A 24,398-nucleotide genomic window follows, 5' to 3' on the forward strand; every position below is an offset into this window, starting at 1 on the left:
CTTTTAGCGTATTTTTATATTTTTAATGAAACATTGGTTGGTAGTAATAAAAGATGCTTTTTAGGCATTACTTTTGTTAAGGTATTTTAAAACACAACTCGAGAAATATATATTAATTATTTTAGTAACATACTATTACAATGAAAGAACAAATCAAAAAGTTTTTGAACGAAGAACAAGATCCAAAAGCAATCGAGAAAGTTACGGCTAAGTTGAATGATATTTTGATGAAAAACGAAGAGGTAGGGTATATTGCCGTACAAAAGAAACCTGCTTTGACCGTTTTGCCTGATAGTATTGTTTTGACCAATAAAAGAATCATCATTTGCCAACCCAAAAACTTGGGACTTTCTATGCATTTTATAGATTATACTTGGGACGAAGTAGACGGTGCTTTTGTAAAAGAGAATATTTTAGGTTCAGAGTTTACTTTCTCCACCAAAACAGAATTACAAGTAACTATAGATTATATTCCAAAAATTCAAGCTCGCAAAATTTATACGTATGCTAAAGAACAATTGGATAGTATGAAAAATGGCGCAGCTGCTCCTACCGCTGAAACTGTAATTACTCCCGAAGCAGAAATAATCGAAGAAGTTGAAACTGAGGAAGTGACAAATTTTGCTGAAATTATACCCGCAACAATCACTCACGAAGCGATTTTTGTAAGTGAATCAGAGCCTGCCGTAAGTAATGCAAGTTTGAATCAAGAAGAGTTGTTTGCCAAATTGCAGAATTATAAAAAACTGTTAGATAATGGTTTGATTCTTCAAGGTGAGTATGATGCTTTTAAGAAAGAAATCTTGAGTCAGATGTAGTTCATGTTTTACTATTTCCATAAAAAAAACGTCCAAAAGGACGTTTTTTTTATGGAAATCTATAGGTTTATAAAGTGTTTTTTTGCTTTTCTACAAAAGAATTCGATTGTAATTCTAATAGATCTGTTGCGTTTTTACGTTGTAAGTCATACAGTTGTTTGTCCTCGGCAATATCAGCATAGACTTTGTCGTGCATGCTAGCGCTGGTTTGTACTAATAATTGTCGTTGGTATTTATCTTGTTCAATTGTAGCTTTTAGTGCTGTTTCGAGATCTTCTAGTTTATAATCATATTCGCCTTTTGGCGACAATAATTTGGCAATAATAGGTGAAGTTTCTATAGCTAAAAAGAGTAGCATAATGAAAAATGAAGGCAACCAAGGCAAACTATTCAAAGCATTGATTCTCGCCATTAGGCCATCAAAACCATCAATTATGGGTTGGGTTTGAGATACCTTTTTGTCTAAATCGGTTTGAAGTTTTTTGTTTTCTTTTTCAAGTACGGCAATTTTGGACAGATTGTTTTTTTGCAAAGTATCGAGTTCTTTTTTAGACAAATCGTGTTTGGCAATTTTCTCTTTAAAGACAGGACCTTTACCTAGTTTTTTGGTGCCAGCTGTTCCTTCGGCTTCTTTGATGTAAGTTTCATACAAGGTGTTGACTTCTTTTTCTTTAGTAGAAATCTCTAATTTTAATTTTTCTACTTCGGCTTTGTTTTTATCCAAATCAGTTTTGAAATAATCGGCGACTTCTTTTTTGTTTTTCAAAGCCATCGCATTTTTTTCTTTCAAAAGGACCGTATTGATTTCTTTTTCGAAGATTTTAATTTCTAAAGGTTTCGAAATAACAATGGCAATGATAATAGCTAATAGAATTCTAGGTGTTGCTTGCAAAAATTCCGCGCTAAAATTATCTCTTTTTCTAATGGTGGAAACGATAAATCGATCCAAATTGAAGATTAGTAAACTCCAAACCAAACCAAAGGCAATAGCTGGATAAACACTATCGAACACCGTAAAAAGAGCATAAGCACTAGCCAAAAATGCCATTACAGCAGTAAAAAATACGGTGGCTCCAATACCCACAAATTTGGTTTTTTCGCCTTGGGAGCAACCTTCTAACAGGTTTTTGTCTGCCCCAGAACATAAAATAAAAAAAGTTTGTAACATGATTGATTGATTTTTTTGATTGATGAGTGCAAATTTAACGCCAAAAAATCATTTTACTGATAAAATATTGATTCTATTTTAGTTATGATCAATGTTTTTTGCTTTCGCTATTCAGATGTTATGCTTATGTTGCGACTTTGTTATGGTGAGGTTTCAGATTTGTTACGAATAGTAGAAGATAGGCTAGATTCATAACAAATTGATAAAAAAGAAGTAAAATACTGTTAAATATAATTAACTAGTTTTGCTTTTTAACCATTAAATACTTATATGAAAACAAAGTTACTGTTGCTGTTTTTTTTTACTTTTCTAATCTCTCATGCCCAAAAAGGGGTAATCTCGGGGAAAGTATTAGACGCTGATGATCAATTACCACTTCCTGGGGCTTTGATCCAAATAGAAGGATTCAATAAATATGCTGTATCAGATTATACAGGGAATTATGAGTTTTTAAATTTAAATGCAGGAAAATATGTTCTGCATGTAAAATATATGGGATATGCGCTGAAAACTTTGGATGTAGAAGTAGAAGGAGGTAAAAACGTGAGTGTTACGTTTAATTTAAAAGCCACTGGTACAGAATTAAATGAAGTAGTAGTTGGGGATCGATTAAAAGGGCAATCCAAAGCATTGAACAAGCAAAAAACCAATCAAAATATTACCAATGTGATTTCTTCAGATCAAGTAGGTCGTTTCCCAGATGCCAATGTTGGAGATGCTTTAAAAAGAGTACCAGGTATTACGATGCAAAATGACCAAGGTGAAGCCCGAAACATAATCATTAGAGGATTGGCTCCTTCTTTAAACTCAGTTACGTTGAATGGAGATCGAATTCCTTCTGCCGAAGGTGACAATCGTAATGTACAAATGGATTTAATTCCTGCAGATATGATTTCGACCATCGAAGTCAATAAAACGCTTACCTCGGATATGGATGCTGATGCGATTGGAGGTTCGGTTAACTTAATTACTCGTGCCACACCAAATGGACCTAGAGTATCTGCGACACTTGCAGGTGGATATAGTCCAATACGAGAAAAGGGCAATTACACTGCTGGTCTTATTTTAGGGAATCGTTTTGTAGATAAAAAATTAGGTGTGGTTTTAAGTGCCTCATATAACAATAATAATTTTGGTTCTGATAATGTTGAAGGCGTTTGGGTGAAAGGAAAAAAAGACCAAGTTTATATGGAAGAATATGATGTTAGAAAATATGATGTGCAACGTATTCGAAACTCCTTTTCGTTAGCTACGGATTATAAGTTTAACGAAAATAATTCAATATACGTTAATGCGATGTATAACTTCAGAGATGATTTTGAAAATCGTTACCGTACCAGATTCCGTGGAATTAAACCAACGTATGATGCTAATGATAACATCATTGGTTACAAAGGTGATGTACGAAGACAAACAAAAGGTGGAATTCAAGATAACAAAAACGCACGTTTAGAACGACAAATTGTTCAAAATTATGCCATTGGAGGAGAACATCTTTTAAGCGCTAATTTAGATATGGATTGGGCTATTAATTATGCAAAGGCTAGTGAGGACAGACCAGGTGAACGTTACGTAGAATATCAAAATACCAAATTAGACATTAATCAAGATTTAGTGGATACTAGATTTCCATTACTTTCATCTCTTGGAGCTAATGCAACAGAAAATTTCAAGTTCAGAACGCTTTCAGAAAACGATAATTACACAGAAGAATCTGAATTTGGAGCAAAATTAAATTTCAGATTACCCTTATCAGTGATTGAAGATCAAAAAGGACGTATTCGATTTGGTGTTAGAGCAAGAATTAAAGACAAAAATAGAGAGAATACGTTTTTCGAATATACGCCAATTACTGCACTTGGGAACCTAAATGTAATTTCATCTAGTTCTTACGATGGTGAAAATTTCCAAGCGGGTTCAAAATATGTTCCAGGAACTTTTGTGAGTAATTCCTTCTTAGGAGCTTTAGATTTGAACAATTCCGTATTGTTTACTAAAAAAGATATCCCTTCTGAATATTTGGCTTTAAATTATAAAGCTAAAGAAAATATCTATGCTGGTTACATTCGTTGGGATCAGGATTTTACTTCCAATTTATCTATGATTGCAGGATTACGTGTTGAAAACACCGCTATTGACTATACCGCAAATTATGTAGAAGATGAAGAGAAAAAGCTTAAAGAAATCAATAACACGAATTCTTATACCAATATATTGCCTAGTGTAGCGTTTAAATATAATGGCAAAAATGATTGGGTGTATAGAACAGCCTTTACTACTTCTTTAGCGAGACCTAATTATTATGATTTATCACCATTTATAAGTGTTGTTCCAGCTGATGATTCAGAAATTCTTGCGGGTAATCCTAACTTAAAAGCTACGTATGCTTACAATTTTGACCTAATGGTCGAAAAATATTATAAAAACGTAGGGTTATTGTCAGGTGGCGTTTTTTATAAAAACTTAAATAACTTTATTTATACTTATAGAAATAATCAATATACAAATGCTGATTTTACTGCCGATTTCCCAGGACAACCTAATCCAATTCCTGCTATTAATCCTGGAAATTGGGGATTAACACAACAAAGAAATGGCGAAAACGTAAATGTTTATGGATTTGAAATTGCGATACAAAGGCAATTGGATTTCATTCCGGGGAAATTCTTTAAAGGCTTAGGTGTTTATTTGAATTATACTTTTACAGCTTCTGATGCTAAAGGAATTACGAATTCAAGTGGAGATGAACGAAAAAATGTAAGTTTGCCGGGAACTGCTCCTCATATGTTTAATGGTTCTTTGTCATGGGAAAATAAAAGATTTTCTGCACGTGTTTCGCTTAATTATGCTGCGGATTATTTAGATGAATTAGGTGCCAATGAATTTGAAGACCGATACTATGATAAACAATTATTTGTAGATGCAAATGCATCTTATAAAATAACCAAACGCTTAAGAATATTTGCAGAAGCAAATAACCTAACGAATCAGCCTTTACGCTATTACCAAGGTATAGCTTCTCGCACAATGCAAATGGAATACTATCAAGCTAGATATAATTTTGGTTTGAAGTTTGATTTGTAATTGTTGTCTGTTTTTGTTGTGAAACAAACAGGATGTATTTCCTGTTTGTTTTTTTAATTTTACTCCATGAAGAATTTATTTATTTGTTTGTTTGTCGTACAATTACTTTGTGCACAAACTCCTTCCCAAAGAGAACCTTCAGGCTACACAGGAGGTTATTTGTCTCAATTGCAACCATCCGCTAAGAGCTTGAATTTTTTATTGATGGGAGATTTTGGTCGCTATGGGCAGTTTTACCAAAAGGAAGTAGCTACCCAAATGGGAAAAGCAGCTGCGACTCTCGATTCTAAATTTGTGATTACAGTAGGAGATAATTTTTATCCCAATGGTGTTCGCAGTACGCAAGATTATTCTTGGATGGCTTCTTTTGAATCGGTTTATACGGATTACAGTTTGCAAAACGATTGGTATGTTACTTTGGGGAATCATGATTACAGAGGCAGTTTAAAAGCCCAAATTGATTATTCCAATATAAGTAGACGTTGGCATCTGCCTTCAACCTATTACAAAAAGATGATTGAATTAGAAGATGGTAATAAACTTTTACTTTTGGTTATGGATACTTCGCCATTTATAGACAGCTATTATAAAAAAGGGACGGACATGTATGATAATCTCATAGCACAAGATACCACAGCACAAAAGAAATGGCTAATTAAGGAGTTGGAAACGAAAGATGATGCGGTTAAATGGAAAATAGTCGTAGGGCATCATCCCTTATATAGTGGAGGCAAAAGAAAAGACAGTCAAGAGACAAAAAGTTTTGAAAACAAATTTGCCACTATTTTTGATACTTATAAAGTAGATGCTTATTTCTGTGGTCATGAGCACGATTTGCAAATTATTAAGCCTAAAAATCGTTACACTACTCAGTTTTTGTCGGGTGCCGCTTGCGAAGTAAGACCTTCTGGAACTCGTGAAGGAACTTTATTTTGGGCTGAAAAAGCGGGTTTTATGACTTTTTCGGTGACCAAAGACCAATTATTGGCACAAGTGGTCGATGCTGAGGGTAATGTTATTTTTAAAACGAATATTGATAAAAAAAGTAAGAAATGAATAAATATAGTAGTTTGATAATGGTTGCAGCTTTTGTGACATCTTGCTCGAGTTCATTAGCTCCTTTGCGAAAAGATGGACTAAAACCAACAGTAGTAACCGAAACCGTTTTGCATGATACCGATGATCCAGCCATTTGGATTCATCCAACAAACCCAAAAGAAAGTCTTGTTATTGGCACAGACAAAGACACTGATGGTGGTTTATATGTTTTTAATTTACAAGGCAAAATCATAAAAAAATCAGAAACTATCAAGAGACCTAATAATATGGATATTGCCTACGGTTTACAAATCGATGGTGTACTAACTGACATAGCAGTAACTACAGAGCGCGAAACGAATAAAATTCGCATTTTTAGCCTGCCCGACTTGAAGCCTTTGGATAACGGTGGTATTCCTGTTTTTGAAGGGGAATTGGAAAGAGACCCAATGGGAATTGCAATTTATACACGTCCATCAGATAAAGCTGTATTTGCCATTGTAGGTAGAAAATCGGGACCTTCAGGTTCTTATTTATGGCAATATGAATTGAAAGGAACTTCGAATGCTAAAGTAGAAGCTACTTTGGTACGTAAATTTGGTGCTTACAGCGGGAAAAAGGAAATCGAAGCCATTGCAGTTGATAACGAGTTGGGAGCAGTTTATTACTGCGACGAGCAATTTGGAATTCGAAAATACAAAGCCGACCCTTCATTAAATGACAATCAAGAGCTAGCATTGTTTGGACAAAAAGATTTCAAATCGGATCATGAAGGAATGGCCATATATAAATTTTCTGCTACTACGGGATACATTTTGGTTTCTAATCAACAGGCCAATTCTTTTATGGTGTATCCAAGAGAAGGAAGTAATGGTAATCCAAACGGTTATAGATTATTAGCAGAAATACCAACTTCTACCATAGAATGTGATGGTGCCGATGTTACGGCTATTGATCTCGGGAAACCTTTCGATAAAGGACTTTTTGTAGCCATGAGCAACGGAAAGACGTTTCATTTTTATGACTGGAAAATCATTCAAGAAGCTATTGATAAGCATAAAAAATAGCCAGCTGAAGTTGACAATAAAAAAAGAGCTGTTCCGCGAAGAACAGCTCTTTTTAGTTTTGGTTAGTTTATATTTTGGTTTTGGTAATTTTTATGCTTTTGGAGCACCAGCTAGAATTTCTTCGTTGGCAAATTCTTCAAATTTCTCGAAGTTCGCTTTGAATTTTTGTGCTAGTTCTACCGCTTTTACGTCATATAGCGCTTTGTCTTCCCAAGTATTTCTTGGATTTAAGATTTCGGCTGGAACATTTGGACATTCTTGTGGAATGGCAATTCCAAATACGTCGTGATTTACAAATGGAACCGCATCCAATTCACCATTCAATGCAGCAGTAATCATAGCACGAGTGTATTTTAATTTCATTCGGCTTCCTGTTCCATAAGCACCACCTGTCCATCCTGTGTTGATCAACCATACAGTAACATTAGCGTCTTTCATTTTTTTGCTTAACATTTCGGCATATTTTGTAGGATGCAATGGCATAAATGGTGCACCAAAACAAGCTGAAAAATTAGGTTGTGGTTCTGTTACTCCAGCTTCTGTTCCTGCTACTTTTGCAGTATAACCAGATATAAAGTGGTAAGCCGCTTGACCTGGAGTAAGTTTTGATATTGGAGGAATAATTCCAAAAGAATCAGCCGTTAAAAAGAAAATATTCTTTGGATTTTTACCAATAGACCCTGGTTGAATATTGTCGATATGTGTAATTGGGTAGCTTACTCGAGTGTTTTGTGTAATAGAAACATCATCAAAATCTACTTCGTTGCTTCCTGCTTTAAAGACAACATTCTCTAAAATAGCCCCTCTAGTGATGGCTCTAAAGATATCTGGTTCATTTTCTTCTGATAAATTGATTACTTTGGCATAACAACCTCCTTCAAAGTTGAAAACAGTGTTTTCGTTTGTCCAACCGTGTTCATCATCCCCAATTAGTTTTCTTTCTGGATCGGCAGATAGGGTTGTTTTTCCTGTTCCTGATAGACCAAAGAAGATAGCAGTATCTCCATTTTTACCCACATTGGCACTACAGTGCATTGGTAACGTATTTTTGTAAACAGGCAAGATAAAGTTCAATGCAGAGAAAATTCCTTTTTTCATTTCACCTGTATACCCTGTACCACCGATAAGTGCAATTTTTTTAGTAAAATCTAAAATAGCAAAATTGCTCTGACGTGTTCCATCAACTGCTGGATCTGCTTCAAAACTTGGAGCACAAACCACCGTCCATTCTGGAGTGAAATTTTCTAATTCTTGTTCAGTTGGTCGTAAAAACATATTGTAGCAAAATAAGTTTGCCCAAGGTGTTTCGGTTACTACACGAACATTCAATTTGTAATTAGCATCGGCACAAACATAAGCATCTCTTACAAAAACTTCTTTGTTAGATAAGTGAGCCGTTACTTTTTTGTATAAAGCATCAAAAGCAGCTGGCTCGAAAGGGATATTTACTTTTCCCCACCATATTTTGTCTTCGGTGATACTGTCTTTTACAATAAAACGATCTTGAGGCGAGCGACCTGTAAATGTCCCTGTATTAATGGCTAAAGCTCCTGTGGAGTTTTCCATTCCTTGACCCGAAGCAATAGTTAAATCGTGTAATTCATCTGGAGTTAATTGATACTGAATTTTGGCATTCTCAATTCCTAATTTTTCTAACGAAATCGTTTTCGTAAAAAGAGTGTTAGTGTCCATAAAATTGTATTTGGTTTTTATTTGTTTCAATGTAAAAGTGTATTTTTATTATGGTGCAGCTATTTATGGTATCATTTTTCCTTTTTATTCTTTTTTAAAAAGTCAAATAATAAAACAACCCAAGCTGAAATAAGAAGTACTCCTCCGATAGGAGTAATGAAGCCGATTTTCTTAAAATCAAAGGATGTTAAAGAATTAGTAGCTAAAAAATAGATGGAGCCTGAAAATAAAAAGACTCCAGAAACCGTAAGATAATAAATGATTTTTTGTGATTTTTCAGACAGGGAAGTACTTAAGCCAATGAATAAGAGGAACAATGCATGGTACATTTGATAGCGTACCCCCGTTTCGAAGGTAACGAGTTCTTCTGTTGAAAGTACTTTTTTTAAGGCGTGCGCACCAAAGGCTCCTAAAATGATAGCTATCATTCCTAAAAGGGTAGCAGTCGAAATTACTTTTTTGCTCATAGTTCCTATTTAGAATCTACTGCAAAAGTATTTATTACATTTCAAACAAAAAGGGTTATTTCTGTTTTATTTTTAAATTTTGATGTTTTAACATAATCTGTTTGTTATAAATACAACAAAATAGTATGTTTGTGTTAAATAATTATGTTTTTATGAGAACAATACTCATTATTGGAGCTGGAAGATCTGCTTCATCGTTGATACAATATTTACTGGCGAAGTCAGAAAAAGAGCAATTGCATCTCATTATTGGGGATTTATCATTTGAATTGGCTCATAAAAAGACCAATAATCATCCTAATGCAACCCCAATTGCTTTAGATATATTTAATACACAACAACGACAAGAAGCCATTCAAAAAGCCTCAATCGTTATTTCAATGTTGCCAGCGCATTTGCACATCGAAATAGCGAAAGATTGTGTTTTGTTCCGAAAGCATATGGTTACGGCTTCTTACATCAGTGAAGCGATGCAAGCTTTGGATGCAGAAGCCAAAGCCAAAGGACTCATTTTTATGAATGAAATCGGTTTGGATCCTGGAATCGATCATATGAGTGCGATGAAAGTTATTGATGAGATCAAAGAGAAAGGTGGAAAAATGCTAATGTTCGAATCCTTTTGTGGTGGATTAGTCGCTCCAGAATCAGATAACAATATTTGGAATTACAAATTTACATGGGCACCAAGAAATGTGGTGTTAGCAGGTCAAGGTGGCGCAGCCAAATTCATTCAAGAAGGCGCTTACAAATACATACCGTATTGCAATTTATTTCGCAGAACCGAGTTTTTAGAAGTCGAAGGCTACGGCAGATTCGAAGCCTATTCTAATCGTGATTCTTTAAAATACCGTTCGGTTTATGGCTTAGATGATGTGCTTACCTTATATAGAGGTACTATTCGCAGAGTAGGATTCTCTAAAGCTTGGAATATGTTTGTGCAATTAGGAATGACCGATGATAGTTATATAATGGAAGGCTCCGAAGCAATGACCTATCGACAGTTTGTGAATTCCTTTTTGCCTTATCACCCTACTGATTCGGTTGAACTAAAGATGCGACACATTCTCAAAATAGACCAAGACGATATTATGTGGGATAAACTAGTGGAGTTGGATTTATTCAGCCGTAGTAAGAAGGTTGGTTTAAAAAATGCGACACCCGCTCAAATTTTAGAAAAAATCCTTTCCGATAGTTGGACCTTACAACCAGAGGATAAAGATATGATTGTGATGTACCACAAATTTGGTTACGAATTAAACGGGATAACTTCTCAAATCGATTCCAAAATGGTATGTATTGGCGATGACCAAATGTACACGGCTATGGCAAAAACAGTTGGGCTTCCCGTTGCAATGGCTGCATTGTTAATTTTAAATGGTAAAATACAAACTAGCGGGGTTCAACTTCCTATTCATAAAGAAGTTTACGAACCCATCCTGAAAGAATTAGAATCATACGGCGTTGTTTTTTATGAACAAGCCATGCCATATATGGGCTACAATCCAGATAAAGTATTCAATTAGTTTTCTTTTTAATTTTAATTTTTTTTGAGTTTATTTGTTAACCGCTTCTCTAAACTTGTACTTGAAGAGAAGCGGTTTTTTTATGTAGTAGCAGCAGCATTAGGCTTTTTTGGAAGCATCGTCCCGTGATACGCTATATCTTTTCCTTTTTAAAGAAAAAAGGAAAAGGATGCCGCTTCTCCCGGGGCTAAGAGGAAGCATTGTTTTTTTTTTAGGTTTAGAATTTAAAATCAACCTTGTAGTAATGTTATCGGCAAACTATATTGTACTCGAACGGGAACACCGTCTTTTTTCGCGGGAATCCATTTTGGAGAAAGTTTGATTACGCGAATTGCCTCTTCACCAGTGCCAAATCCGACATCTTTTAAAATTTCTTCGTTTGTAATGCTACCGTCTATTTCGACTATGAATTTGATGTATATTTTACCGTTTCCTTTAAAATCAGTTGGGATTTGAAAGTTATTTCCAACAAATTGGTAAAACTTCTTCATTCCTCCTGGGAAATCTGGATGTTCAGTTACACCTGCTACTGTATAAACGTCATTATTTGGTACAGAAGTAGCATTTTCAATTACTTTTGTTGGTGTAAGATTTGAAAGTGGCTCTTCTTTTGGTGTGCTTTTTTGGATTTGTGGCGTTTTTTTTGGCTCAGGCACGGTAATGTTAATGCTTTTCCCAGAAAACTTTTTGTGCGCATTCTTTAAGTTTTTTTCATAATAGGCCTCTGTATAGAAACTATATTGAAAAGGTTGAGGGAATTTTTTGCTTCTAGCATTTTTATGAACAAAACTTCCTGAAAAATATACGATTTTGTCTGGTGAGTAGACCTCTAAATGACTATTGTTGGCGTGAATACCGTCAATCCAGATGGCATATTTTTTACTGTTTTTGAAGTCTTCAAATTCTGCCTTTGTAGGGATTTTTTTTGAGTATTTTTTGGGAGCAAATGGTAGGTACCTATTCTTTTCTTCCAAGGTTAGTGCTTCATACTTTTTGGAAAAGGTGATATTTCTTTTTTTGTCAATAACATTAACTGAAACACCTGCGTAGTAAGCATCTCTGTCGTTACTTGTAGCAGTAGTGTATTTTGTATTTGCTGCTTTTGTTGCTTGTACTTGTGCAACACTATCGATGCAGAAATAGCAGAAAAGTGCCGTAAAAATGGGTAATAGCGCCAGTTGCTTGCCAAGTATTATCTTTTTTGAAGAATTTCGACTCATCATAAGAAAGCGTTTTTTAGTGACTTGAAAATTTAAATTACTCGCTAGATACAAAGGCGGGTTGCAACTCGCTTTGGATAACAATAGTGATTGATAAAATGGAATATTTTTGTACGATTGCACCACTTTTTCGTCGGCTAGGAATTCATGATTGAGTTGTATTGCTTTTTTGTACAACAAAAACAAAGGATTAAACCAAAAAACAGTTTTTATCAATTCTACAAATAGAACATCTAGCGTGTGTTTTTGATTTACATGGGTCATTTCATGTGCAAACAATTCTTTTTCAATTTTGCGTTCTTGGTATTCCGCTTCATTAATGAAAATGGTATTCATAAAGGTATGCGGCAACACAGCTTCTTTTAGTAAAACTAAAGTCGCGTTTTGGAACGAAAGGGTTGCGTTGTTCTTTTTTAATTGATAAAAAGCGATAATATTTCGAGTAAATCTAAATATTAGAATCGCAGTTACTAGGATGTAAATGCCCCATACTATTTGTTCTAGATAGCTGGTTTCTTCAGCAATTACCATAGTTCCTCCCGAAAAGCTCATCGGAATTGGAGCAGTCGTAGGAGTCGTGATTTCTTCAATAATTTCAATCGAAATGAAAGGAATTAGAAGCGAAAAAAGCAAACTAAGCAACAAGTAAAAGCGATTGAAACGGTGCATTTTTTCCTTTTCTAGAAAAAGCTGATACACTACCAATAGGACAGTGGCAGCGATAGTTGAAGTTAGCAAGTACTGTATCATGATTTCTTTTTTTGGATTTCGTTATCGATGATTTTTTTTAGTTCCTCTAGTTCTCTGGCGGTAAGGTTCGTTTCTTTTGTAAAAAACGAAGCAAATTGAGAAGCTGAATTATTAAAGAAATTACTAATTAGGCCATTGACATGTTTCGAGAAATAATCGTTTTTGTCAATCAATGGGTAATATTCTCTAGAGTTACCATATTCTTTGTAAGCTACAAACTGCTTGTCAATCATTCTTTTTAATAAGGTAGCAATCGTTGTTGTAGCAGGTTTTGGTTCTGGGTAGGCTTCGAGTAGGCCTTTCATAAAGGCTTTTTCAAGTTGCCACAAATGCTGCATCACTTGTTCTTCGGCGTTGGTGAGTTGTTGCATGGTTTATTGTTTTGTGTTTTTTATTTCTTTTTCTGAGATAAGTTCTCCTTTGTCGTACAATCGGGTGATGATTAAATCTTTCTTGGTGTCGAAATATTCCCATTGGCCGGAGTAAAACCAATGAATGTCTTTCCCTTTTTCAATCAACTGTGTAATTCCTTTGGCTTGAAGCGCTCCATTCGGGTGGTAAAAGCGCACTTTGCAATACTCTTTTTTATAGGTTTCTTTTTTGATGATTTTACCATTGGCATAATATTTCCATTTTTTGACTGGCTCTCCTTCTTTGTACCTTCCAATAGATTTGTAGCGAATCGTGTCTAAAGTATATTCTTCAATCCATTTGCCGTGCATTTTTTTGTCTTTCTTTTGATTGATGTGTTGTACTTGGCAACTACATAAAAGAAACAGTACAAATAGTAAGATTGGTTTTGTCATTGCTCTACAAAATAATACATTGTTCTACAAATGTAGAATAAAAAATAATAGGTGCAACAAAATGTTTAACTTTTTTGCAATGAGTGGTTTAGAAACGGTTTTGCGTAAGGGGTAGAAGCGGCATCCTTTTTGGGGACTCGCTTTTTCGGCGAGGGCCCAAAAAGATATAGCGGATGACCCGACCCGCTTTTTCTGCGGGTTACGCCCAAAAAAAAGAATCCGCTCAATCAGGTATGAAGGAGCGGATGTTGGTATGAAAAGAGTATTTATTTACTCAACTCTACAAAATATTTATAAAAAAGTGGAATGGTTTCGATTCCTTTGAGGTAATTGAAAATTCCGAAATGTTCGTTAGGGGAATGAATCGCATCGGAGTCTAAACCGAATCCCATCAAGATGGTTTTGCTTTTCAATTCTTTTTCGAATAATGCAACGATAGGAATACTTCCGCCGGAACGAACTGGAATGGCTGGAACACCAAAGGTTTCCGTATAGGCTTTGTTGGCGGCTTGGTAACCAATGCTGTCGATAGGAGTCACATAACCTTGGCCACCGTGATGCGGTTTTACTACAACACTCACGCCAGCTGGAGCAATACTTATAAAGTGTTTGGTGAACAAATCGGTAATCACTTCCCAATCTTGATTAGGTACTAAACGCATCGAGATTTTCGCATAGGCTTTGCTGGCAATTACTGTTTTGGCGCCTTCTCCTGTATAACCTCCCCAGATTCCATTTACATCTAGAGTGGGACGGATAGAATTACGCTCATTTGTTGTGTAGCCTGTTTCGCCATACACATCATTGATATCTAATGCTTTTTTGTAGTTTTCTAAGCTAAAAGGTGCTTTGCCCATTTCGGCTCTTTCTTCCAGGGATAATTCTTCTACATTATCATAGAAACCTGGAATGGTGATGTGATTGTTTTCGTCGTGAAGCGAAGCAATCATTTTAGATAAAACATTGATTGGGTTGGCAACTGCGCCACCGTACAATCCAGAATGTAAATCGCGGTTAGGACCAGTCACTTCAACTTCTACATAACTCAATCCGCGTAATCCTGTGGTGATGGATGGTTGCTGATTAGAAATCATTCCCGTATCCGAAATTAAAATCACATCGTTTTTTAATTTCTCAGTGTTGTTTTCAACAAACGTTTTTAAGTTGACGCTGCCTACTTCTTCTTCGCCTTCAATCATGAATTTTACATTACAAGGTAAGGTATTGCTTTGAATCATGTATTCAAAAGCCTTTACATGCATGTACATTTGGCCTTTGTCATCGCAAGCACCACGAGCAAAAATAGCGCCATCAGGATGAATAGCTGTAGGTTTGATTACGGGTTCGAAAGGAGGAGAGGTCCATAATTCAATAGGATCAGCGGGTTGTACATCATAGTGCCCGTAGACCAAGACTGTTGGTAAATTGGGGTCGATGATTTTTTCGCCATAAACAATCGGATAACCTGCGGTTTCACAAATCTCAACAAAATCGCAACCTGCTTTTTCTAAACTGATTTTTACGGCTTCGGCAGTATCTAACACATCTTGCGAGAAAGCGGTGTCGGCACTTACGGAAGGAATTTTTAATAATTCTACTAATTCATTGATAAAGCGTTCTTTATGTTGCTGAACGTAACTATTTCTATTTTCCATTTGGATGTTTAATTTTAGCTTTTCAAAAGTACAAAAAATAGAATAGAAAATTTTTGTAAATATTACTTTGAAAATACGAACTTATGCTTATATTTGCACCCACAAACGCGGATATGGCGAAATTGGTAGACGTGCCAGACTTAGGATCTGGTGCCGCAAGGCGTGTAGGTTCGAGTCCTATTATCCGCACAAAAACCCTGACTATCATATAGTTAGGGTTTTTTATTTTCAAATCTGCCCAACCGTTGCCCAACCGTATAAAAAAATCATTTTTATTTTGTTTTCTTCCTATGAAGATTTGGTTACGGCATAGTCGCATTCATGTAAATTCTTTTAACATTTTTATTTTTTTGACCTAACAAAAATGAAGAAGTGAAAGATGACTCTTAAAATGACATGATTACATTCATATCTTCTTTTTGAATAAGTACCCCTATTGGTAAATTCTTGGTCCCAAAAGAGTAAGCAATTAAGTTTGACTTGAAATAAATAATTTTAAATACTACATTTAGACCTTTAAACAAAAAATCAACAATGTCAGAAGAACAAAAGAAACTCTTAGAAACCCAACTATGGGCTATTGCCAATATTTTAAGAGGTAAAATATCAGCCAATCAATTTCAAGATTACATATTAGGTTTTATTTTTTACAAATACCTTTCTGAGAAGTTAGAAAAAAAAGCAAATGAGTTTCTAAAAACGGATGGGATTCTATTTAGTGAAATAGACGAAAACAGTACTGATGGAAAAGAAATTTTAGAAGCATTAAAAGAAGCCACTGTTGATGCCTTAGGTTATTTCTTGAAACCTTCTGAGCTGTTCTCAAACATAGCCAAAAAAGGAAACGCAAAGGTTATTAATCAAGATGATGAAGAGCAAATTCAAAGCACTTTTATTCTAGAAGACTTAGCCAATGTGTTGAATTCTATCGAAAAAAGTACTATGGGTTCTGAGAGTCAAGACGATTTTGACAACCTATTCTATGATATCGATTTGAACTCAACTAAAATTGGTCGCACCACCAAAGACCGTAACGATGTCATTGTTAAAATCCTGACAGCACTGGACGAAATTGATTTTGATCTTGATAATACCGAAGGCGATGTTTTGGGCGATGCTTACGAATATTTAATTGCACAATTTGCCGCTGGTGCAGGACAAAAAGCAGGTGAGTTTTACACACCGCAACAAGTATCGAGTATCTTGGCTAAGATTGTGACTACCCGCAAAAGCAAGTTAAAATCAGTATATGACCCAACTTGTGGATCGGGTTCGTTGTTGCTTCGTGTGGCAAGAGAGGTAGAGGAGGTAGGACATTTTTACGGACAAGAGCAAAACCGTACGACTTACAACTTGGCACGAATGAACATGATCTTGCACGATGTCAATTATCATAAGTTCGATATAAAAAACGAGGACACCCTCGAAAAACCACAACACTTAGATTTTAAGTTTGATGCCATCGTAGCCAATCCTCCATTCTCGGCAAAATGGTCTGCCAATCCTATTTTTACCAATGATGAGCGATTCTCGCAATACGGAAGATTAGCACCAGGAACTAAGGCCGATTTTGCTTTCATTCAACACATGGTGCATCAGTTAGATGATAACGGTATCATGGCGTGTATTGCACCGCATGGCGTATTGTTTCGTGGCGCTGCCGAAGGACATATCAGGAAGTATTTAATTGAAGATTGCAACTACATTGATGCCATTATTGGCTTGCCTTCTAACTTGTTTTATGGCACGAGTATTCCAACCTGTATTTTGGTGTTGAAGAAATGCAAAGAAACGCCAGAAAATATATTATTTATTGATGCCAGTAACGATTTTGAAAAAGTAAAAAATCAAAATGTACTACGTGAAGCAGATATTGAAAAAATCATTACAACCTATCAGAATAGGACTGTAATAGATAAATACTCCAACATTGCAACGCTTGAAGAAGTAAAAGCCAACGATTATAATTTAAATATTCCTCGTTATGTAAATACTTTTGAAGAAGCTATTTCTATTGATGTAAATGCAGTAGCTGATAGAATACAAGACATTGATAGCAAAATGGCAGCCGTTGACAATACAATTGCATCATTTTGTAAAGAGTTAAATATTAAAACACCTTTTTAATATGGAATTTCTAACACCAAAATTAAGATTTCCAGAGTTCGATGAAAATTGGAAATTAAAGCAGTTAGGTGACATTGGGAATTTTATTGGTGGTGGAACACCAAGTACTTCTAACGAAGATTTTTGGAAAGGTGATATTCCTTGGATATCAAGTTCAGATATTTTTGATAACGAAATTCAAGATATTAGAATGTCAAGATTTTTAACAAAAGAAGCTATAAAAGAAAGCGCAACAAAAATAATCCCAAAAAATAGTATTTTATTAGTATCAAGAGTTGGTGTTGGTAAATTAGCAATTAATAAAGTTGAAGTTTGTACAAGTCAAGATTTTACGAACATTATTGTTTATGATGATAATAGTTATTTCATAGGTTATAATTTAATTTCCAAAAAAAATATTCTTTCCAATTTCTCGCAAGGAACATCAATAAAGGGCTTTACCAGTAATGATATTAAAACATTAGGGATCAAAGTCCCATCACTTGAAGAACAAACCAAAATAGCCAATTTCCTTTCTGCAGTCGACAATAAACTAAACCTTTTAAAAGAAAAAAAGGCACTTTTAGAAGAATACAAAAAAGGCATCATGCAAAAAATCTTCAACCAAGAAATCAGGTTTAAAGATGATAATGGTGAGGATTTTGGGGAGTGGGAGGAAAAGAAGTTTTCAAATTATATTAAATTATATAGAGGTAGTTCACCACGTCCAATTGTTAGATATATTACAAATTCTAAAAATGGTGTAAATTGGATTAAAATTGGAGATACAAAAGGGATTGAAAATTATATAATTGATAATGTTTCTGAAAAAATCACTTCAGAAGGAGCAAAACATTCGCGTAAAGTTGATGTCGGAGAGATTATTTTGGCTAATTCAATGAGTTTTGGAAAGTCTTATATTTTGAATATATCAGGTTGTATTTATGATGGTTGGTTTGTTTTAAGAGAATATGAAAAGGTTTTTGACAAAATGTTTCTTATTCAATTATTAAATTCCGACTATTTACAAAAGCAATATAACACTTTATCAACAGGAGGAGTTGTACAGAACATAAGCAGTGAAATAGTTTATAGCACATTTCTTTTGAAACCTTCAATTGATGAACAAACCAAAATCGCCAATTTCCTTTCGGCAATTGATGAAAAAATAGCATTAGTTTCCAATCAAATACAAGATACTCAAGAATATAAAAAAGGATTGTTGCAGCAAATGTTTGTGTAAATAATATAAAAAATCGATATAAAAAAAGTAATACTGCTATTTCTAATTGTAAAAAAAAATGTATTTTTTTCTAAATAATTTGTCATTTATGCTTAATATTTCACTTATATGTTATACTTTTGCAACAACAGTACACACCACGCTACCCATTAGAACAGCGTCCCAGGGTGTGTCTTTTGCTTTTATGGCTATTCCGAACTCCTCTATAATAGCCTGTTATGTTTGATAAACCAGCATTTACAATTGAGCAACAGGTAGCCCAACTACAAGAAAGAGGTTTACAAATAAAGCATCCACGTATTGCCGGAAAGTACCTTATCAACATCAGTTATTACAGGCTTGGTGAGTATTGGTATGTAATGCAATCAGATAAGGAAAATCACATTTTTAAGCCCAATAGTAATTTCATGGATGTGATTGCATTATATAATTTTGATGCGGAACTACGCCTACTTTTATTTGATGTTATTGAAAAAATCGAAATAAGTTTACGTACTAAATTGATTTATTATCTATCTCTAGAGTTTGACCCTTGGTGGTTTCAAAACTTTGATTTGTTTGATAATTCTAAAGAATTGGTTAAAACATTGTCCAGTTTAGAAGGAGAAATCGAACGTACTAAAGATGTTGCCATAACTAATCATAAAAAAAAGCACAAAGATGACGGCCGATTTCCTCCAGCATGGAAATCACTAGAACAAACCAGTTTTGGTGCTTTATCAAAATTATATGGTAATCTAAAAAATTCAGTAAAATCGAAAGATAGTATTGCTAAGGAATTTGGCGCTGTAAATCATACGTTCTTGCCAAGTTGGCTACAGTCTATTGCTCAAATTCGTAATTTTTGTGCGCACCATTCAAGACTTTGGAATAGAAATTTACCAAGTACCGTCAAATTATTACCAAAACCACCAAATCCTTGGATTGTTGATGAAGAAAATATCCCAAAACAACATGAGTTTAGCAAGTTGTATGTACACATGTGTTTAATGAAGTACATCTTAAATACCATCATACCCAAAAATGAATTTACTCAAAAATTAACACTTTTATTTGAAAAATATCCCAATGTGGATCCCAATGCGCTTGGGATGAAACCCAATTGGCAAAACGAACCTTTGTGGAAAATTAAAGACTAATTACTTACTATGACATCACAATCCGAATTAATTTTAGAACAAAATTTAGTCAATCAGTTAGCCGCTAATGGGTACGATAAAGTAACTATCAAGGATGAAAATGATTTACTAGTCAATCTTAAAAAGCAATTAGAAAAACACAATAAAAAAGTGTTTTCGGATAATGATTTTAAGCAAATTCTAAACCATCTAACCAAGTCTAACAATGTTTTTGAAAAGGCTTTATTACTTCGCGATAAGTTTGCTTTCAAAAATGATAATAACGAACTGGTTTATGTGGAATTCTTAAATATGGATTTTTGGTGTCAGAATGAGTACCAAGTAACCAATCAAATCACGGTTGAAGGAACCTATAAAAATCGTTATGATGTAACCATTTTAATTAATGGTTTGCCCTTGGTGCAAATCGAATTGAAAAAGACAGGCCTAGAACTGAAAGAAGCCTACAACCAAATCAACCGCTACCAAAAACATTCGTTTTCAGCCAATACTGGACTATTCAACTATGTGCAGTTATTTGTAATCAGTAACGGAGTAAATACCAAATACTTCAGCAATTTTGGAAACAAAAAACCAGATTATAAACAAACCTTTTTTTGGACAGACGAAAACAACAAACGCATTTCTAAACTAGAAGATTTTGCCAATACCTTTTTAGAGAAATGTCATTTGTCTAAAATGATCACGAAATATACGGTATTGCACGATTCTGATAAAATGTTGATGGTATTACGTCCGTACCAATTTAATGCCGTAGAACGCATTATTGACAAGGTAAAAAACAGCAATCACAATGGTTATGTATGGCACACCACAGGTTCAGGTAAAACATTAACTTCGTTTAAAGCCAGCCAAATTTTATCACAATTACCTAAGGTAGATAAAGTAGTTTTTTGTGTAGACAGACAAGATTTAGATTACCAAACCGCCAAAGAATTCAATGCCTTCAAACCTGATTGTATTGACCCAACTAATAACACGGCCAATTTAGTACGTCAGTTTAAAGATGGCAATAGTAAGTTGATTGTTACGACGATTCAAAAATTATACAATGCCATTACCAGAGAACACCATCTTAAAACAATGGATGATCTCAAAAATAAAAAGATAGTTTTTATTTTTGATGAATGTCACCGCTCGCAATTTGGAGACACGCATAAAAAGATTACCCAATATTTTGAAAACTATCAAATGTTTGGGTTTACCGGTACACCCATTTTTGCCGAAAATGCCTTATCAAAAAACAAGCAAAACCAAACCACGGCAAGCTTGTTTGGAGAACAATTGCATAGTTACGTTATTACCGATGCGATAAAAGATGAAAATGTATTGCGCTTTTCGGTAGAGTATGTTGGTAAATACAAAGAACGTGAGAATTCTCAAAACGAAATTGACATTGAAGTAGAAACAATTGATACCCAAGAATTGTTAGAAAGCAATGATCGTATCGAAAAAATTACTAATTATATTATTCAGCAACATCCAATAAAAACACAGAACAAAACCTTTACGGCTATGTTTTGTGTGAGTAGTGTCGAAATGTTGATTAAATACTATGATTTGTTCTTGAAATTAAAACAAGAAGGCAAACATAATTTGAATATTGCCACCATTTTTAGTTTTGGCGCCAATGATAGTATGATTACAGACACCGAAGATTATGACGAAAAAGACTTTAATGAAGTAGCCGAACCAAAAGAAAGTTACAATGCGTATCACAAGAGGGATAAATTAGAGGAATACATTATTGCCTACAACCAAACGTACGGAACCAATTGGACTACAAAAGACAGTCAATCCTTTTATAATTATTACAAAGACATAGCACAACGAGTACGTACCAAACAGGTAGATATTTTGTTTGTGGTTAATATGTTTCTCACGGGATTTGATAGCAAATCCTTGAATACTTTGTTTGTAGATAAGAATTTAAAGTACCATGGTTTAATTCAAGCATATTCTAGAACCAACAGAATTTTGGGTGATAAAAAATCACAAGGAAATATTGTTGTTTTTAGAAATCTGAAGAAAGCCACTGATGATGCTATTGCTTTATTTTCAGATAAAAAGGCCAAAGAAATTATCATCTTAAAACCATACGAAAGTTACGTTAAAGAAATTAATGAAGCCTATGCTAATTTAATAGCAATTACCCCAACTTTCGAATCAGTTGATGATTTATATACCGAAGATGAAGAACTGGAATTTGTAAAGGCATTTCGTGAAATCATTAGGTTAAAAAACATAATTGCTTCATTTGTAGATTTTAAATTTGATGATATTACTTTAGGTGAACAAGAATTTGAAAATTATAAATCCAAATACTTAGAGTTATCAGATAAAGGTAAAAAAGAAAAAACCTCCATACTTAACGAAGTCGATTTTGAACTAGAATTGATTCATCGCGATGATATTACAGTAACCTATATTTTAGGATTGTTAGCCAAGTTAAAGGCAACAAACCCAGCGGAAAAAGAACGCAGACAAAAGGAAATATTAGATCTTGTGGCGGGTGATGTTAAACTGCGTAGCAAACGAGAATTGATAGAACGTTTCATTGAAGAAAACTTACCGGCACTAGATGATATGTCTATTGAAGAGGGTTATGCGACTTTTATGATTGAAGAGCAAGAGAAAGCCTTTAACCAGTTTGTAACCGATGAAAAATTGAATGCGGATAAACTAAAAAAACTAACCGAAGATTATTTATTTACCCAACGAATTCCTACCAAACAAGAAGTAGTGGAAGTACTGGAAAATCAACCCTCTATTTTACAAAGAGCAAAAGTTGGAGATACTATTTTGAGTAAGTTTCTAAATTTTATCGACACGTTTTTTAATGATTAATAATCTCAGTAAGAAATTGTGAAGGTATCTATAGAAATTAGAAAATTAAGTGCAAGTATTCAGCAAGAATATAAACTATCAGATTTATGAATCATTTGTCTAAAACTAAAATAAACCTAACTTTCATGTTTTGGTTATAAAACTCTCCACGAGAATCTGCATTTTTAAACTCTTGCCAAACCTCCAGAGGAACATTTCTATAAATGTTGTTTTTTTGTTTTTGTTTAGTGAGTAAAACAAAAAAAACAACACAGCGATAATAACTTGCTATTCTTTAATTTTAATTTTTACGTACTCAACAGTACCATTAATTTCCTTAGGCTGATAAGTTTCTCCAGTATCTTTATTTAGAAGAAACATGCCATTGCTGTAAATTTCATATTTCGACTCCGCACCTCCATTATAAAAATTCAAACATAAAAAAATTACTATTACAACTAGTAGTACAGTTTTAATCAATTCCAGCATTCTTTCTAATTCTATTTTCATATTTATCTTTTATTAATTTCATCTAAATCATCTCCCAAATCCAAATTAGCTAATAAATCCAAAACCTCTAGATCGGTAAGCTCCTTATCTATCAAAATATGGTCCTCATTATTGTTATCAAATCTTAAACTGCTATTTTGTTTTCTTGAAATGTCATATTTAGAAATTAAAGGACTAATAACCAATGCAGAAATCATACTTGAAATTAATCCCAAAGCAGGGAAAATCAACAATATAGTTTTAATTTTTGAAACCTCCCAAAACTGCGTAAATGTAATTGATCCAGTATTATATAAAACGTACAGATAACTTAAAATACCTAACAAACTTGCTATTGCATGAAATCCTACTGACAACCAACTATAACCATAAACTTTTTTAAGTAAAAAATTATTAAGTAATGATGGCAACGAAAAAACTACCGTCAATAATCCTATCAAAGTAAAAATTAAAAAAATAAAAGGAAACCAATCCAATGAGTGAATATAAGCCAGCCCAATTAATATATAAAACGGAATTTCGTCACATACATAATACCATAAAAATGAAGTTACCGGCAAAAAAATTAAATGTTTCAGTGTATTATTCATATTTTATTTTTCAAAATTTAACAAAACTAAGTAAGATTATCAGCTGCCCACTGCGTATTTATATCCTGCATTTTTTATGATTTTGAATCTACGATTAAACACTAAAAATCTTATATGCTTTAAATGTAATAAAGATAATAATGCACACGCATTTTTTTGAGTCTAATAATTCAAAAATCAAACAACAAATCAAGATAGGAACCCAAAGCAACCCGATTTCTTTGTCAGGGAGATTGACTTAGAGAAAAAGTAACTGGAAGTGTGCTTGCTTTTAATTTTTAATTTTCTTTTAAAAAACTATTGTACTAGAAGATTTTGAAAACAAGTAGTTTTATTTGGTTAAAACATAAAATCTAGAACTATTTACAATATGAGAAGTTTATGATGGTGTTCTTCCGTTCGAAATTAAAATAATAAGATTGTGTAAAGTAAAAACTTCGTAGACAGATTCGTGTTGGAGATGGTATACAATTTTTTCGGGCGATGGGGGTTCATGGAAAGTCGTTTCCCAAAGGGCAGGGGGGTGTAGTTCGTATAAGTTTGTCCAAATTTTTTGGTAGTGTCTCACTAACTGTGTAAGTTGAAAAGTTATTCTGAAAATTTGAGCTAATTCAAAAAGCTCAAAAATTTTCGGAAATAACTTTTTAACTTTTTAACCTTTTATATATTTACATAGTTATGATTGACAAAGACGAC

At 34.0% G+C, this 24,398-nt stretch carries 19 protein-coding genes and 1 tRNA gene; 10 read left to right on the top strand and 10 right to left on the bottom strand.

Annotation, left to right across the window (positions count from 1 at the left end; all coding sequences use genetic code 11):
• The first annotated feature begins 140 nt into the window (after positions 1-140).
• Positions 141-818 (top strand): PH domain-containing protein, encoded by a 678-nt coding sequence (locus tag O9307_RS08875; RefSeq protein ID WP_298297919.1) that lies wholly within the window; start codon positions 141-143, stop codon positions 816-818.
• A gap of 67 nt (positions 819-885) precedes the next feature.
• Here the strand turns inward: O9307_RS08875 and O9307_RS08880 are convergent, their stop codons facing one another.
• The gene (locus tag O9307_RS08880) at positions 886-1,986 is read right to left on the bottom strand and encodes a DUF4407 domain-containing protein (protein WP_298297922.1); all 1,101 of its coding nucleotides are present in this window, start codon (positions 1,984-1,986) and stop codon (positions 886-888) included.
• Between the two features lie 270 nt (positions 1,987-2,256).
• Here O9307_RS08880 and O9307_RS08885 point away from each other — a divergent pair, with 270 nt between their 5' ends.
• From O9307_RS08885 to O9307_RS08895, 3 genes are all read left to right on the top strand, one after another.
• The gene (locus tag O9307_RS08885) at positions 2,257-5,070 is read left to right on the top strand and encodes a TonB-dependent receptor (RefSeq protein ID WP_298297924.1); all 2,814 of its coding nucleotides are present in this window, start codon (positions 2,257-2,259) and stop codon (positions 5,068-5,070) included.
• A gap of 66 nt (positions 5,071-5,136) precedes the next feature.
• The gene (locus O9307_RS08890) at positions 5,137-6,126 is read left to right on the top strand and encodes a metallophosphoesterase (RefSeq protein WP_298297927.1); all 990 of its coding nucleotides are present in this window, start codon (positions 5,137-5,139) and stop codon (positions 6,124-6,126) included.
• On the top strand, positions 6,123-7,175 hold the full coding sequence (locus tag O9307_RS08895) for a phytase (RefSeq protein ID WP_298297929.1): 1,053 nt from the start codon (positions 6,123-6,125) through the stop codon (positions 7,173-7,175). The genes O9307_RS08890 and O9307_RS08895 overlap by 4 nt, the downstream gene beginning before the upstream one ends.
• 90 nt (positions 7,176-7,265) lie before the next feature.
• On the opposite strand, the gene pckA is transcribed toward O9307_RS08895, so the two are convergent.
• Positions 7,266-8,867 carry a phosphoenolpyruvate carboxykinase (ATP) gene (pckA, locus tag O9307_RS08900; RefSeq protein ID WP_298297932.1) on the bottom strand — a complete coding sequence of 534 codons (1,602 nt, stop codon included), beginning with the start codon at positions 8,865-8,867 and terminating at the stop codon, positions 7,266-7,268.
• 71 nt (positions 8,868-8,938) lie between these two features.
• Positions 8,939-9,334 (bottom strand): DUF423 domain-containing protein, encoded by a 396-nt coding sequence (locus O9307_RS08905; RefSeq protein WP_298297937.1) that lies wholly within the window; start codon positions 9,332-9,334, stop codon positions 8,939-8,941.
• 152 nt (positions 9,335-9,486) lie between these two features.
• On the opposite strand from O9307_RS08905, the gene O9307_RS08910 reads away from it, so the two are divergent.
• Complete coding sequence (locus O9307_RS08910) at positions 9,487-10,857, top strand: saccharopine dehydrogenase C-terminal domain-containing protein (RefSeq protein ID WP_298297940.1); 1,371 nt, start codon at positions 9,487-9,489, stop codon at positions 10,855-10,857.
• Between the two features lie 230 nt (positions 10,858-11,087).
• Here O9307_RS08910 and O9307_RS08915 read toward each other — a convergent pair whose 3' ends face one another.
• The 4 genes from O9307_RS08915 to O9307_RS08930 form a co-directional block, all read right to left on the bottom strand.
• A complete protein-coding gene (locus tag O9307_RS08915) occupies positions 11,088-12,827 on the bottom strand; it encodes a M56 family metallopeptidase (RefSeq protein ID WP_298297943.1) in 1,740 nt (579 codons plus the stop codon).
• Positions 12,824-13,198 (bottom strand): BlaI/MecI/CopY family transcriptional regulator, encoded by a 375-nt coding sequence (locus tag O9307_RS08920; protein ID WP_298297945.1) that lies wholly within the window; start codon positions 13,196-13,198, stop codon positions 12,824-12,826. Before O9307_RS08920 ends, O9307_RS08915 begins: the two co-directional genes overlap by 4 nt.
• Before the next feature lie 3 nt (positions 13,199-13,201).
• Complete coding sequence (locus O9307_RS08925; protein ID WP_159687980.1) at positions 13,202-13,633, bottom strand: hypothetical protein; 432 nt, start codon at positions 13,631-13,633, stop codon at positions 13,202-13,204.
• 266 nt (positions 13,634-13,899) lie between these two features.
• On the bottom strand, positions 13,900-15,288 hold the full coding sequence (locus tag O9307_RS08930; protein WP_298297952.1) for a dipeptidase: 1,389 nt from the start codon (positions 15,286-15,288) through the stop codon (positions 13,900-13,902).
• A 107-nt stretch (positions 15,289-15,395) separates the two neighbouring features.
• Here O9307_RS08930 and O9307_RS08935 point away from each other — a divergent pair.
• The 5 genes from O9307_RS08935 (at position 15,396) to O9307_RS08955 (ending at position 22,623) form a co-directional block, all read left to right on the top strand.
• A tRNA-Leu gene (locus O9307_RS08935) sits at positions 15,396-15,477 on the top strand.
• 345 nt (positions 15,478-15,822) lie between these two features.
• Positions 15,823-17,415 carry a type I restriction-modification system subunit M gene (locus O9307_RS08940; RefSeq protein WP_298297955.1) on the top strand — a complete coding sequence of 531 codons (1,593 nt, stop codon included), beginning with the start codon at positions 15,823-15,825 and terminating at the stop codon, positions 17,413-17,415.
• Position 17,416: 1 nt separating this feature from the next.
• A complete protein-coding gene (locus O9307_RS08945; protein WP_298297958.1) occupies positions 17,417-18,637 on the top strand; it encodes a restriction endonuclease subunit S in 1,221 nt (406 codons plus the stop codon).
• Positions 18,638-18,855: 218 nt separating this feature from the next.
• Complete coding sequence (locus tag O9307_RS08950) at positions 18,856-19,776, top strand: Abi family protein (protein ID WP_298297961.1); 921 nt, start codon at positions 18,856-18,858, stop codon at positions 19,774-19,776.
• 9 nt (positions 19,777-19,785) lie between these two features.
• On the top strand, positions 19,786-22,623 hold the full coding sequence (locus O9307_RS08955; RefSeq protein WP_298297963.1) for a type I restriction endonuclease subunit R: 2,838 nt from the start codon (positions 19,786-19,788) through the stop codon (positions 22,621-22,623).
• 91 nt (positions 22,624-22,714) lie between these two features.
• Here O9307_RS08955 and O9307_RS14725 read toward each other — a convergent pair whose 3' ends face one another.
• The 3 genes from O9307_RS14725 to O9307_RS08965 are packed head-to-tail and all read right to left on the bottom strand — an operon-like array spanning position 22,715 to position 23,702.
• Positions 22,715-22,894 carry a KTSC domain-containing protein gene (locus O9307_RS14725; protein ID WP_366100318.1) on the bottom strand — a complete coding sequence of 60 codons (180 nt, stop codon included), beginning with the start codon at positions 22,892-22,894 and terminating at the stop codon, positions 22,715-22,717.
• On the bottom strand, positions 22,891-23,112 hold the full coding sequence (locus tag O9307_RS08960; RefSeq protein WP_298297966.1) for a hypothetical protein: 222 nt from the start codon (positions 23,110-23,112) through the stop codon (positions 22,891-22,893). The genes O9307_RS14725 and O9307_RS08960 overlap by 4 nt, the downstream gene beginning before the upstream one ends.
• A gap of 2 nt (positions 23,113-23,114) precedes the next feature.
• Complete coding sequence (locus O9307_RS08965; protein WP_298297969.1) at positions 23,115-23,702, bottom strand: hypothetical protein; 588 nt, start codon at positions 23,700-23,702, stop codon at positions 23,115-23,117.
• Between the last annotated feature and the right edge of the window lie 696 nt (positions 23,703-24,398).

Origin of the sequence: Flavobacterium sp., from assembly GCF_027531905.1 — a bacterium.
In the GTDB taxonomy this organism is placed as follows: domain Bacteria; phylum Bacteroidota; class Bacteroidia; order Flavobacteriales; family Flavobacteriaceae; genus Flavobacterium.